The sequence below is a fragment of the Pseudomonas sp. TH37 genome (assembly GCF_016650735.1).
Classification (GTDB): Bacteria; Pseudomonadota; Gammaproteobacteria; order Pseudomonadales; family Pseudomonadaceae; genus Aquipseudomonas; species Aquipseudomonas farris.
Map to the genome: position 1 here is coordinate 766,287 of NZ_JAEKFD010000002.1, position 13,261 is coordinate 779,547.

At 57.6% G+C, this 13,261-nt stretch carries 12 protein-coding genes and 1 pseudogene; 7 read left to right on the plus strand and 6 right to left on the minus strand.

Annotated features, from left to right (window positions below):
• Nucleotides 1-4: 4 nt before the first annotated feature.
• Nucleotides 5-616, plus strand: coding sequence for an FMN-dependent NADH-azoreductase (locus JFU11_RS08540; protein WP_201060366.1), 612 nt, complete (start codon nucleotides 5-7; stop codon nucleotides 614-616).
• Nucleotides 617-785: 169 nt separating this feature from the next.
• Entirely contained in the window at nucleotides 786-1,823 is a 1,038-nt protein-coding gene (locus JFU11_RS08545) for a hypothetical protein (protein WP_201060367.1), read from the plus strand.
• A 90-nt stretch (nucleotides 1,824-1,913) separates the two neighbouring features.
• Here JFU11_RS08545 and JFU11_RS08550 read toward each other — a convergent pair whose 3' ends face one another.
• The 3 genes and pseudogenes from JFU11_RS08550 to JFU11_RS28050 all read right to left on the minus strand — a co-directional run.
• Nucleotides 1,914-3,101 (minus strand): MFS transporter, encoded by a 1,188-nt coding sequence (locus JFU11_RS08550; RefSeq protein ID WP_052963369.1) that lies wholly within the window; start codon nucleotides 3,099-3,101, stop codon nucleotides 1,914-1,916.
• A gap of 215 nt (nucleotides 3,102-3,316) precedes the next feature.
• Entirely contained in the window at nucleotides 3,317-4,906 is a 1,590-nt protein-coding gene (locus JFU11_RS08555) for an ABC-F family ATPase (protein ID WP_123722870.1), read from the minus strand.
• 71 nt (nucleotides 4,907-4,977) lie between these two features.
• Nucleotides 4,978-5,202, minus strand: a pseudogene (locus tag JFU11_RS28050) (site-specific integrase); the annotation flags it as partial.
• Nucleotides 5,203-5,644: 442 nt separating this feature from the next.
• On the opposite strand from JFU11_RS28050, the gene JFU11_RS08560 reads away from it, so the two are divergent.
• Nucleotides 5,645-5,938, plus strand: a complete 294-nt coding sequence (locus JFU11_RS08560; RefSeq protein WP_038983425.1) for an excalibur calcium-binding domain-containing protein — start codon at nucleotides 5,645-5,647, stop codon at nucleotides 5,936-5,938.
• 82 nt (nucleotides 5,939-6,020) lie between these two features.
• On the opposite strand, the gene JFU11_RS08565 is transcribed toward JFU11_RS08560, so the two are convergent.
• Nucleotides 6,021-6,227 carry a hypothetical protein gene (locus JFU11_RS08565; RefSeq protein ID WP_032836318.1) on the minus strand — a complete coding sequence of 69 codons (207 nt, stop codon included), beginning with the start codon at nucleotides 6,225-6,227 and terminating at the stop codon, nucleotides 6,021-6,023.
• 401 nt (nucleotides 6,228-6,628) lie between these two features.
• On the opposite strand from JFU11_RS08565, the gene lpxO reads away from it, so the two are divergent.
• A complete protein-coding gene (gene lpxO / locus JFU11_RS08570) occupies nucleotides 6,629-7,528 on the plus strand; it encodes a lipid A hydroxylase LpxO (RefSeq protein ID WP_123722922.1) in 900 nt (299 codons plus the stop codon).
• 161 nt (nucleotides 7,529-7,689) lie between these two features.
• On the opposite strand, the gene JFU11_RS08575 is transcribed toward lpxO, so the two are convergent.
• Complete coding sequence (locus JFU11_RS08575; RefSeq protein ID WP_201060369.1) at nucleotides 7,690-8,562, minus strand: Ku protein; 873 nt, start codon at nucleotides 8,560-8,562, stop codon at nucleotides 7,690-7,692.
• Between the two features lie 210 nt (nucleotides 8,563-8,772).
• On the opposite strand from JFU11_RS08575, the gene JFU11_RS08580 reads away from it, so the two are divergent.
• Nucleotides 8,773-9,132: a hypothetical protein gene (locus JFU11_RS08580; RefSeq protein ID WP_201060370.1), complete on the plus strand. Its 360-nt coding sequence runs from the start codon at nucleotides 8,773-8,775 to the stop codon at nucleotides 9,130-9,132.
• 51 nt (nucleotides 9,133-9,183) lie between these two features.
• The gene (locus tag JFU11_RS08585; RefSeq protein WP_123722867.1) at nucleotides 9,184-10,335 is read left to right on the plus strand and encodes a PQQ-dependent sugar dehydrogenase; all 1,152 of its coding nucleotides are present in this window, start codon (nucleotides 9,184-9,186) and stop codon (nucleotides 10,333-10,335) included.
• Between the two features lie 149 nt (nucleotides 10,336-10,484).
• Here JFU11_RS08585 and rimI read toward each other — a convergent pair whose 3' ends face one another.
• Nucleotides 10,485-11,582 (minus strand): ribosomal protein S18-alanine N-acetyltransferase, encoded by a 1,098-nt coding sequence (rimI, locus tag JFU11_RS08590; protein ID WP_123722866.1) that lies wholly within the window; start codon nucleotides 11,580-11,582, stop codon nucleotides 10,485-10,487.
• Between the two features lie 200 nt (nucleotides 11,583-11,782).
• On the opposite strand from rimI, the gene JFU11_RS08595 reads away from it, so the two are divergent.
• Nucleotides 11,783-13,261, plus strand: coding sequence for a RimK family protein (locus JFU11_RS08595; RefSeq protein ID WP_201060371.1), 1,479 nt, complete (start codon nucleotides 11,783-11,785; stop codon nucleotides 13,259-13,261).

Sequence of the window (13,261 nt, forward strand, 5' to 3'; positions counted from 1 at the left end):
CCACATGAAATTACTGCATATCGATTCGAGCATTCTGGGTGACAACTCGGCTTCCCGTCAGCTGAGCGGCGAAGTCGTCAAAACCTGGCAAGCCGCCGAGCCTGGCGTTGTGGTGACTTACCGCGACCTGGCTGCCGATGCCATCAGCCATTTCTCCGCCACCACCCTGGTCGCTGCCGGCACCGCCGCAGAGCTGCGCAACGCCGCGCAACAGCACGAAGCGGATCTGAGTGCCTCGACTCTGGCCGAATTCCTCGCCGCCGATGCCGTCGTGATTGCCGCGCCGATGTACAACTTCACCATCCCGACTCAACTCAAGGCCTGGATCGACCGCATCGCCGTGGCCGGTCAGACTTTCCGCTACACCGAAGCCGGCCCTGAAGGTCTGTGCGGCGGCAAGAAAGTCGTGATCGTGTCGACTTCCGGCGGTCTGCATACCGGTCAAGCGACCGGTGTTGCGCACGAAGATTATCTGAAGGTGCTGTTCGGCTTCATTGGCATCACCGACATCGAGTTCGTCCGCGCCCATGGCTTGGCCTACGGTGATGAAGTGCGCACCAAAGCCATGAGCGACGCTCAGGCGCACATTAGCGAGCAATTGTTCGCTGCCGCGTAAGGCTTGCGTAAAGTCGTAAACAGCTCGGGCAATACCCCTGAAACTCTGTATTCTGGTCATCGTGATGGCCGGATACGGAGTTTTTTGTTTCTGGCGGTTATCAGTTTCTGGCCCAGGTTATGCAGTCGAGGGTTAACATCTGCGGTCAGGTAATAAGGTGGGGCATCCCATGGTGCGTCTTTGTGCAACGCTACTGATTTGTCTGCTGGGCAGTCTGAGTTTGGTGCACGCCGCTTCTGCGCCGCATCCTCACTGGAGCGTCGGTTTCCATGAGATGACGTTCCTCGATCCGCTGGACTTGCAGCCGATGCGCGCCATCGCCTTTTACCCGTCCAGTGAAAAGGAACATTCCAGTACGCTCGAGGGTTATACGGTCGAAGCCGGTGAAGACACCAAAGTCGCCATCGGGCGTTTCCCGATGCTGATGCTGTCCCACGGCAACACCGGAACCCCGCTGGCCCTGCACGACCTCGCCACCTCATTGGCACGCAAGGGTTTTGTGGTGGTGGCGGTGATCCATCCCGGCGACAACTCCAAGGACCACAGCCGCCTCGGCACCTTGAGCAACCTTTATGGTCGGCCGATCCAGATTTCCGAAGCCATTACCGCGACACTCAGCGACCGGATGCTCGCGCCCTTCGTCAACGCCGAGCAGGTCGGGGTGATTGGCTATTCGGCCGGCGGTGAGACCGCGTTGATCCTGTCCGGTGCCACCCCGGATCTGGATCGCCTGCGCCGTTATTGCCAGGAGCGCCCGGATGATCACGATGCCTGCAACACGCAAGGCGAACTGATCGTCGATCGTGATGATTTGCAGCCAGTGGCAGACCCGCGCGTGCATGCCTTGCTGCTGATGGCGCCGCTGAGCCTGAAGTTCGGCCGCCATACCCTGGCCGACGTGCATGTGCCGGTGCTGCTGTACAGCGGTGATGGCGACAAACTGGTGGCGTTCGACAAAAACGCCGCAGCGCTTGCGCGCAAACTGCCGACCGCACCGGACTTCAAATTGCTGGCCGGGGCAGGGCACTTCGTGTTCCTGGCGCCGTGCAACGAAGAACAGATCGCCGCCATGCCGGCGCTGTGCACCGATGCCGACGGCGTCGACCGCAAGGATATTCACCGCAACATGATTTCCGAAGCCGGACGGTTCTTCTCCCATGCTTTGGGCAAACCCACCCGCGCCGGCATGCAGACAGCGGATCAATAATGTGGGAGCGAGCCTGCTCGCGATAGCGGTTTGACTGGCGACTGATTTGTTGAGTGTCCTGCCGCCATCGCGAGCAGGGGATTGCAGGTGTCAGGCCATCGCCCGGCGTTTCAGCAGCAGGGTCAAACCGAGTCCGGTTATCGACAACAACGCCGCACTAAAGAAAATCCACGAATACCCCAGATTCAACGCCACTGCGCCCATCAGCGGCCCGGCAATCGCCAGCGCCAGATCGAAAAACACCGCATAAGCACTCAATCCCGCTCCGCGACTGGAATTGGGCACTTGCTTGATCGCTTCCACTCCCAGCGCCGGATACACCAGCGACAGGCCGAACCCGGTCAGCCCCGCGCCGATCAAGGCATAACCCGTCGAGGGCGCCAGCCACAGCAGGACCAGCCCGACGGTTTCAATGGTCATGCAGGCAATGGCGGAGGTGAAGCCGCCGAAACGGCTGATGCTGGAGATGAACAACAGTCGCGCCAGAATGAAACAGACCCCGAATACCGTCAGGCAATAAGCCGCGCCGGTCCAGCCAAGGCTGACGTAATACAGGGTAATAAAAGTGGTGAGTGTGCCGTAACCGATGGACGCCAGGCTCAGGCTCGCGCCGAAGGGCGCAATTCGCCCGAACACCGCCCAGAACGGCAGGCGCTCGCCGCGAATCACCGGCACCGAAGGTTTGTTGCGGATCAACAGCAGCGCCAGCAGGGCCAGTAACGACAGCGCGATCCCGAGGCTGGCGAACCCCAGTTCAGCGACCATCACCACCCCCAGCGGCGCGCCGATAGCGATGGCGCCGTATGAGGCGATGCCGTTCCAGGAAATCGAACGCGCCGTGTGCTCGGCACCGACCTGGCCCATGCACCAACTGATTGTGCCGACCCCGATCAACCCTTGAGCGATGCCCAGCAACAAGCGGCCAGCGATCAGGATGATCAGGCTCAACAACGGCACACTTTGCAGCAGGGTCGACAGCAATGTCAGCACGCCGCTCAATGCAATCCCCGACAACCCGTAAACAATCGCCCGTTTTGTGCCAATGCTGTCAGACATGCGGCCGGCCATGGGCCGACTGAGCAGGGTAGCCAGGTATTGGGAGCCAATGGTCAGCCCCGCCACGATGGCGCTGAACCCCAACTGCTCATGGACATACCCCGGCAACACCGCAATTGGCAGGCCAATGCAGAGGAAGGCAATAAAGGTATAGAAAACGATGGAGACGATCTGCAGGGTGATCGCCATTGAGCTTTGCGGAGGCAGTTGCTGCACAGACATGAGAGCTCGTTCGCGGGCGGCGGTAGGAGAACTGCATCATGGCGTGGGAGGGGAATAAAAGGAAGCAGGCTAACTATGTGGATTGCAGGTCAGCATAGGCCTCCAGCATTTACATCGCCTGCTCGCGATGGTCTCAGCACCAAGACGTTTTGGATTTGAAATAAAAAAAGCCCCGTCACAAGGACAGGGCTTTTCACTTGAAGCTTGCAGCCGTCTTACATCAAAACACCCTGACTACGCAGGTAGTCGTCATAGGTGCCGCTGAAGTCGATCACGCCATCGGCGCTCAACTCGATGATGCGGGTGGCCAGGGACGATACGAACTCACGGTCGTGGCTGACGAAGATCAGCGTGCCCGGGTAGTTCTCCAGCGCCAGGTTCAGCGCCTCGATGGATTCCATGTCCAAGTGGTTGGTCGGTTCGTCCATGATCAGCACGTTCGGCTTTTGCAGGATCAGCTTGCCGAACAGCATGCGACCTTGCTCACCACCGGAGATGACCTTGACCGACTTGAGGATCTCGTCGTTGGAGAACAGCATGCGACCGAGGGTGCCGCGAACGATTTGCTCGCCACCTTGGGTCCATTGGCCCATCCAGTCGAACAGGTTGCAGTCGTCTTCGAAGTCGTGAGCGTGATCCTGGGCGTAGTAGCCCAGCTCCGCGGCATCGGTCCATTTCACGGTACCGGCATCCGGAGTCAATTCGTTGACCAGGGTACGCAGCAGGGTGGTTTTACCGATACCGTTCGGGCCGATGATCGCCACGCGCTCGCCGGCTTCAACCTGGAAGCTGAAGTCCTTGAACAGCGGCTTGCCGTCGAAGCCTTTGGCCATGCGCTCGACGATGACCGCCTGACGGTGCAGCTTCTTGGTTTGTTCGAAACGGATGAACGGGCTCACACGGCTCGAAGGCTTGACTTCGGCCAGCTGGATCTTGTCGATCGCCTTGGCGCGGGAGGTCGCTTGCTTGGCTTTCGAGGCGTTGGCCGAGAAGCGGCTGACGAACGATTGCAGCTCGGAAATCTGCGCCTTCTTCTTGGCGTTGTCCGACAGCAGTTGCTCGCGGGACTGGGTCGCCACGGTCATGTACTCGTCGTAGTTGCCCGGGAACAGGCGCAGCTCGCCGTAGTCCAGGTCAGCCATGTGGGTGCACACGCTGTTCAGGAAGTGACGGTCGTGGGAGATGATGATCATCAGGCTGGAGCGCTGGGTCAGAATGTTTTCCAGCCAGCGGATGGTGTTGATGTCCAGGTGGTTGGTCGGTTCGTCAAGCAACAGCACTTCAGGATCGGAGAACAGTGCCTGCGCCAGCAATACGCGCAGCTTCCAGCCCGGGGACACTTCGCTCATCGGGCCGAAGTGCTGCTCGATGCCGATACCCAGGCCCAGCAACAGCTCGCCGGCACGGGATTCGGCGGTGTAGCCGTCCATTTCAGCGAATTCGGTTTCCAGCTCGGCCACGGCCATGCCGTCTTCTTCGGTCATTTCCGGCAGCGAGTAGATGCGGTCGCGCTCGGCCTTGACCTTCCACAGCTCTTCGTGACCCATGATCACGGTGTCGATCACGGTAAATTCTTCGTAGGCGAACTGGTCCTGGCGCAATTTACCCAGACGCACGTTCGGCTCGAGCATGACCTGGCCGCCGGACGGCTCGAGGTCGTTACCGAGGATTTTCATGAAGGTCGACTTGCCGCAACCGTTGGCACCGATCAGGCCGTAGCGGTTACCGGCGCCGAATTTGACCGAAACGTTTTCGAATAGCGGCTTGGCGCCGAACTGCATCGTGATGTTAGCTGTGGAGATCAATTACTTTACCTATCAATGGGTTGCGAGCTGCGCATTTGGCGCTTGGGCCATTCCTGGGACATTCTGGAGATTCACTCCATCTCTCCCCAGTCACCGCTAGAGTTCAACCAGCGCGCATAAGTCGAGAGCAGCATCTGGACGCTGTGTCCAAGCTGTTGGGCAAAAAGGCGGGATTCATGCCAGACATTGCGCATATTGTCGCATAAGTGTGACGGCAGTTGTACGGTGGGCGATAACGTGTCGCACGCTTCTTTGAGGTTCGGCCACGGTTTGTGCAGAACCGGGGTCTGTCTGAGGAGGGCTCATCCTGGATAGGCCGGGAAACTCAGAGGCCACCTCAATGTTATTTTTGTTCAGCGTTGTGTTCGGGACACTTGGCGTGGCTCTGGGTAAAGTCAGCACCGCTTGCCCGGCCTCGTGTGTTTCAGATGGATTGCTGAATGGCCAGCACTTGGTCAGGGTGGGCACCAATTCAGACTCGTCTCTCCATGCCATGCGTGACAGCAGAAGGTGGGGAGGGGGCTATTCTTCTTCGTCAGGGGCCGGATTTCCGGGCGCGCTGGCGTTTCCTTGTCATGACCGCTAACCATCACCTGATCGATAGCGGCTCGCAGATACTCCCCTGACCCAAGGCGCGCTTCTTACCCGCCATCCCCCGCTGTGAGTGGATAAATGGGTTACGCTGGAAAGCAGGCAACGTGAGAACGCAAACAATCTCTCATCATGGATGGGATCAAAATGAAACTGATTTTGGTGATGCTTGTTGTTGGTCTGTTGGCTTGGAAGCTTTCCCCTGAACTACAGTCCTGGGCTGCGGTTCAACTATCGAATCCCAAAGAAGTCTCTAAAGAAGTCTCTATAGTCGTGACTGCGCCGAAGCCTGTTTCAGCGCCATTCAAATGTGATGGGCGAAAATATTGTTCGCAGATGACCTCGTGCGCAGAGGCCAAAAACTTTCTGAAAAATTGCCCAGGAATGAAAATGGACGGCGACAACGACGCAATCCCCTGTGAGTCGCAGTGGTGCCAATGACTATTTGTCGCTCAGCGGGAAAGTCTGGCTTTGCCGCACGTTGAACGGCGTGCGACAAGCCGGCGACTGACCAGGTCGAGACTCAGAGCAAGTAGCCAGCGGCTTGTCCGAGATGGTTGTCCTGCCCTCCAGTAATGAGGTGCAGTGGAATGTGTTGTTGTTCATCGATAGATGGGATTTCGAAACTTCCCACTATTTGAAGGTGCCGCTCATTCAGTCCGGTCGACTCTTCTTCTTTTGCCTTAGCCATTCTCGCGTGGTTCGCTGCGATTTCATTGAGAGTTGACACGTTACATCTCCGGTGACTGACCAAGCGTATCGCTGGAGTCCTTAAGTGTTAATTTAATTGCCGCCGCGTCAGAATTACGTCGTTCCGGGGCTGCTACGTCCGACCGGTGCAAAGCCTACGCCAGACATGTTGCGTATTCCGCACCAGATTTTCATATGCGACGAATGGTGGCGTGGCAGGTGGCTACTATCGGGTGGGCGGTTCGCGTTACTGTGCATTCCCATGTTGGGTCGTCGGCGCTTTGGCGGTATCCGTGGACACATTTTCACAGTTGAAGGTTAACTATTAGTTACAAAGTGTGGCTAAAATGCCATCTTTCGACCCCATGCCGACCGCCGGCATTGACTCAAGAACGCGCCATCGGGACCCAGTTTGTTCATTTCTGACGTGTGACGATTTTCGTGAAACTTATCATTGCCGCTATTTATGTCATCTCCATCGCGTATGTTCACTTGCGCGGTAAGGTGCGCCACAAATTTGGCCGTCAACTGAGCGACCACTCGACGTTTCTGGCACCGATCAATTGCTTCCTTTATCTGTTTTCGAAAACACCCAATAAGCCTTATCTCAATCCGGCAGACTTTCCCGACTTGAGCCCTTTGCAGGCTCATTGGGAAGAGATTCGCGCCGAAGGCCTGAATCTGCTCAAGGCTGGGGAGATCAAGCGTTCAAATCAGTACGACGACGTTGGTTTCAACTCGTTTTTCAAAAGTGGCTGGAAACGTTTCTATCTCAAATGGTACGGCGACAGTCACCCGTCGGCCGCAAAGCTCTGCCCGCGCACGACTGAACTGGTGCAAAGCATCGGCTCGATCAAGGCCGCGATGTTCGCCGAACTGCCACCGGGTTCGAAACTGGTCCGTCACCGCGATCCGTATGCCGGTTCGTACCGTTATCACTTGGGGCTGGAAACGCCGAACGATGCCGGTTGCTACATTAACGTCGACGGTGAGAATTATCATTGGCGTGATGGCGAAGCGGTGATGTTTGATGAGACCTTCATTCATTACGCCGAAAACACGACTGAGCAGAACCGCATCATCCTGTTCTGTGACATTGAGCGGCCGATGAAGTATCGCTGGGCGACGGCGTTCAACCGCTGGTTCAGCCGCACGGTGATGGCGGCTGCGGGAGCGCCGAACGATGCCGGCGACAAGGTCGGTGGTATCAACCGCTTGTTCGCCAAAATCTACAAGATTCGCCTGCGTGGCAAAGCGCTCAAGAAGCGTAACCGCACTCGCTACTACCTGGAGAAGTGGGCGATTTTTGGTGGGTTGCTGGCGATTTTTGTTTTGATCTGAGTTTTGCGTTGTGGCGCATGATTCCATCGCGGGCAAGCCCGCTCCCACAGTATCCGAGTCGAATACAAATTCAGCGAACGCCGCCGAACCTGTGGGAGCGGGCTTGCCCGCGAAGAGGCCTGTATTTTCACTGCATAATTTAGGAATGCTACTGTGATCGGTCAGCCACTAGACCGTTTCGTAGGTTTTTTCTCTGCAGTAGATTTGGCTTTGGTGGCCGGTTTACTGGTCGCTTTACCGCTACCCTTGCCACCAAGACTGCGTTTGAGCAGTTCGGTCAGATCGATAACATCCGCCGTCTTGCGCTCCTCTTCACCGGTAACGGTTTCGACATCTTCGATCTTGCCTTCATTCGCCTTCTTCTCCACCAGCGCCATGATCTTGTCTTCAAAGCTGTCGCGGTACTCCTCGGGTGTCCAGTCGGCACTCATGTCCTCCACCAGCCGTTTGGCCATCTCCAGCTCACCTTTGGCCAGATCCGGCTTGGTCACTTCACTGCCCAGTTCCAGTTGATCAAGGCTGCGCACTTCGGCGGGCCAGCGCAGCATCACCAGCACCATGGCTGATTCCAGAGGCATGAGGGCCGCCAAGTGCTGGCGCGAATGCAACACAACGCGAGCCAGGGCGACCTTGTCGGTTTTACTGAGGGTTTCGCGCAACAGCGCATAGACCTTGCCGCCGCGTTTGTCCGGCGCCAGGTAGTAGGGCGTGTCGATGTTTTGCAGGGGGATCTGCTCACTGCCGACAAAGGCAAAAATGTCGATGGTTTGGGTCGACAGTGGATGAGCCGAGCGAATCTCCTCTTCACTGAGCACCACGTAACGTCCCTTTTCGTACTCGATTCCCTTGACGATGTGCTCTTGGGTGACTTCCTTGCCGGTGACCTTGTTGATGCGCTTGTAGCCGACCGGGTCCATGCTGCGGCGGTCGAGCCAGTTGAAATCGATCCCGCGCGAAGACGTCGCCGAAACCAGCGCCACGGGGATGTGCACCAGACCGAAACTGATTGCGCCTTTCCAGATTGCCCGTGCCATCGTCGTGATCTCGTCGATTGATGTTCTGGTGACCTGTGGCCAAGGGCAAAAGTTTCAGCCAGCGGCGGCCCGGTCCTGCGGGCGGATCGGCGGTGCGGTTAACTCGTGTTACATCTTGTGGAGGAGGTTTTAGTTAACAAATCCGAACCCTGGGCGTAGCGTGGCTTCATTCATCCATGAAGCGTGGCACGCTCATTTAGAGAGGTCCTCATGAACCGATGTGTGCTCGGCGTCATCGCGATGGCATTGAGTGGCGTGCTAAGTCCTTTGGCTCTGGCAGACGCCGCATCGCCGTCCTCGCCCTTGCTGCTGGCGCAGAACCTGCCGGGCAGCACCAACAACAATCCCTACAACAGCCCGATTCGCCGGGCCAATCCCAACAGCATGCAAGGCACGCAACCCAACATCCCGGTAATCCGCGGGCCAAACACTGTGCCTGTGCCACGACCGCCAACGCTCGATAATGGTGGTATCGGCAACCGCTATCCGCAAGATCGACCGGCCCCCACCAGCCAACCGAAGTTCATTCCCAATCCACCGCCCCGGGACTCGAACCGCAACTACCGTTGAACGGCAGGACAGAGGTCTTGCCAGCCATTTTGACGACAAAAGGAATCGTGCATGTTGCGTAAAACCCTCTTGGCCACCTTCTGCGCCAGCGCGTTGTTGACAGCCACTGCGCCCGTTTTCGCGGCGCCGACACAGGATATAAAAAGTGAGCAGGGCACCCTTGAGCTCACGCCGATCGTTAAAGGCCTGGAGCATCCTTGGGCGCTGGCGTTTCTGCCCGACCGCCAAGGGATGCTGGTGACCGAGCGGCCTGGCAACCTGCGGCTGGTCAGCGCAGACGGCAAACTCTCGGGTCCGCTCAATGGCGTGCCTCAGGTCTGGGCCAAGGGGCAGGGCGGATTGCTCGACGTGGTGTTGTCACCCGATTTCAAGCAAGACCGCATGGTCTATCTGTCTTACGCCGAAGGGGGCGGTGAAGGCGGCAAGGCCGGCACGGCGGTTGGCCGCGGACGGTTGTCGGAAGACCTGACGGCGATCAAGGATTTCCGGGTGATCTTCCGTCAGGAGCCCAAGCTCTCGGTCGGCAATCACTTCGGCTCGCGACTGGTGTTCGACCGCGACGGTTATCTGTTCATCACCCTGGGCGAGAACAACGACCGGCCCACGGCGCAGGATCTCGACAAACTGCAAGGCAAGATCGTGCGGCTCTACCCGGACGGCAAAGTGCCGAAGGACAATCCTTTTGTCGGGCAAAAAGGCGTTCGCCCGGAAATCTGGTCCTACGGCCAACGCAACCCGCAAGGCGCGGCCCTCAACCCCTGGAGCGGCACACTCTGGGAAAACGAGCACGGCCCTCGGGGCGGCGACGAGATCAACATCATTGAACGAGGCAAAAATTACGGCTGGCCGATGGCAACCCACGGCATCAACTATTCCGGCCTGCCGATCCCGGAAGCCAAAGGCGAAACCGCCGAAGGCACTGTGGGCCCGCACCATGTCTGGGAAAAATCCCCGGGCCTGAGCGGCATGGCCTTCTACGATAGCGATCGCTTCAAGGCCTGGCAGCACAACGTATTTATCGGGGCGCTGGTGAGTCAGGAGCTGATTCGCCTGCAGTTCGAAGGCGACAAAGTTGTTCACGAAGAGCGGTTGTTGGGTGAGCTCAATAAACGAATTCGCGATGTGCGGCAGGGGCCGGATGGTTATTTGTATGTACTGACCGATGAAGATGACGGGGGGCTGTACAAGCTTGGCCTGAAGTAACTAACCCCCCTGTAGCAGCTGGCGAAGCCTGCGTTCGGCTGCGCAGCAGTCGTAAAATCATCCACCGCGGTGGCTCAGGCAGACCGAGGCCAGGATTGACGACTGCTGCGCAGCCGAACGCAGGCTTCGCCAGCTGCTACAGGGGAGTTTCACCGGGGAGCATAGAGAATCACCGCCGCCCGCAGCTTGCCTCGCCCAAAACTGCACATTTTGTCGAATTCGCCATGGCTGACCGGCAAGTGCTGGCAATCCATAGGCTGACGATGCTGGCTGTGATCCACATCCGGATCGTGCAAGTAGACGAACTCTTCATCGCAATCGGTGACGATCACCCAATGCGGTGCCTTGGAACGGGTCAGGCGATAGCTGCTGATCAATACCAGCGGTTGTCCGCCATCGTGCAGTAACCGTGGCAGATCCAGTGGTCCGCCGATCATTCGCTCCACGTCGGTGGCTTGCAACTGCGCCGTGAACTCCTCGTGTACCAGGCGCATTACGTCTTTTTTATGCGCATCGCGCACACCGTCGAGGAACAGCGGCCCGGCCATGCTCAGCTGCAGTCGCACCCGAAAGCCACGCCGCCACGCTGCCAGCGCCAGGCCTTGAGGGCTGCAGCCACCGTGGCCAGACGTCATGAACACCGTGGTCGCCTCGCGCCAGATTTGCAGCTCTTCGCCACGCTCCAGCGCTCGATCGTCTTGCAGCGCGCCCATGGCCATCAGCAGGCAGGCTGGGCCACAGGTGAACTCGGTGGTCTGCGGGTAGTAAGGCACCTTGATGTTGCGTGAATCGCGGTGCTGGAGGATACGTTTTTCCAATCGCAGCGCGTCGGCATGGTCCTGGTAATAGTCGTGAATCAGCGCGAAACGCCGATAGCCGTTGCGCTCATACAGAGCAATCGCCGACGGATTGTCGATGCGCACTTCCAGCCGCAGGTAGGCGCAATCATGCTCAATGGCGCAGGCCTCGACACGTTCGAGCAATTGCTTGCCCAGTCCACTGCCGCGAGCATCAAGGGCTATCGCAATCGAGTACAGGCGCGCCAATGAAGTACCCCGGTGAAACAGCACCACCGCATAGCCCACTAATTGCTCGCCACGTTGGGCCACCAGCAGTTGCCCGTGAGCCCGAGTGATCATCCATTGAAAACTGCGACTGTTGAGCCGGTCCGTGGTGAAACATTGCTGTTCAAGTGCCAGCAGTGCCGGGATGTCTTCAACTATCGCCAAGCGAAAAACAGGATTCATTTGACCGCCGTAAAAGTTGCGTAACGAAACGGGACTTTCGAAAAAGTTCGTGCTTAATAGGAAAGGTCTTGTTCTTCAATGGATCAATCACTATGTCAGCGGTACAAGGTCATTGGCGCGAAGTATCTGAGCAAACGTTACCCACAGCAATAACTTCTGCAAACTATTTAAATGGCGCGATCAGAACTTCCAGCCAGTTGATGATCATCGTCGAACGCAAGGAAGACTGGACCTCCTACTTCCCCAGTGAAGACATCGTCACCGCCCAGGAATACCTCGAACAGACCCGTGACAACGAGCAGGGCAAGCGGGTTCAGGTGATCAACCTGTGCCGCAGCTACAAGTACCTCGGGCACGGTTATTACTGCTCGCTGCTGGCCGAAGCGCGGGGGCACAAGGTTATTCCGTCGGTGCGGACCATCAGCGAACTGACCCGAAAATCCCTGTATGGCCTGGCCCTGGATGATCTGGATAAAACCCTGGAAAAGGCCCTCAGCAATCACCTTTACAGCGATACCGAAGGGTTTACCCTGACACTGTACTTCGGAAAAACCACTATCGAGCCATTACAGGATCTGGCTCGACAATTGTTCGAAGTCTTTCCTTGTCCGATATTGCTAGTTGAGTTTCGTCGAACTAACGGTTGGCACATCGAAGGTGTAAAGTTTGGCACCTTGCATAAGTTGCGTGACGATCAGGAAGATCAGTTCGCTAATGCGCTCGACAGTTTCAGTCGCAAGATCTGGCGCATGCCGCGCTCCAGGCGATTGGCCCGTTATGACCTGGCCATTCTGCACGATCCGCAAGAAGCATTGCCGCCCTCCAATCCCAAGGCTTTGGACAACTTCATCAGGGTCGGCAGGACACTAGGCATCGACGTCGAGTTGATTGAACGCAAGGACTACGCACGAATCGCCGAATACGATGGGCTCCTGATCCGCGAGACAACGAGCGTCGATAACCACACCTACCGCTTCGCCAAAAAAGCCGAGAGCGAAGGTTTGGTGGTGATGGATGACCCGGCGTCGATCCTGCGCTGCACCAACAAGGTTTATCTGACTGATTTGCTCAAGAGCCATCAGTTGGGTATGCCCGCCACTGAAATCCTCTACAAGGAACGACCGGAAGATTTCGAGCGGGTAGGCGAGCGTCTGGGGTTTCCACTGGTGCTGAAGATACCCGACGGTTGTTTCTCAAAGGGCGTCATCAAGGTCGAAAGCCAGCAAGCCTTGCTCGAGGCGACTGCCGAACTGTTCGAGCACTCGGTGTTGCTGCTCGCCCAGGAATTCTTCTACACCGAATACGACTGGCGCATTGGCGTGCTCAACCGCAAACCGATCTTTGCCTGCCAGTACTTCATGTCCAAGGGCCATTGGCAGATCTACAACCACAAAGCCAAAGGCCAGGACATCAACGGCGAATGCCGCACCCTGGCGGTTCACGAAGCGCCGCGAGCGGTGGTTGAACTGGCGGTGAAAACCGCGAATCTCATTGGCGACGGCCTCTACGGCGTCGACCTCAAGCAGTCCGGCGACAAAGTGGTGGTGATCGAAGTCAACGACAACCCGAACATGGACGCCGGCATCGAAGACGCCTACTTGCAGGACGATTTGTATTCCTTGGTGCTGGAAGAGTTTGTCCGTCGGCTGGAGCTCAAGCGCCGCGGCCAGGCCTGGTGA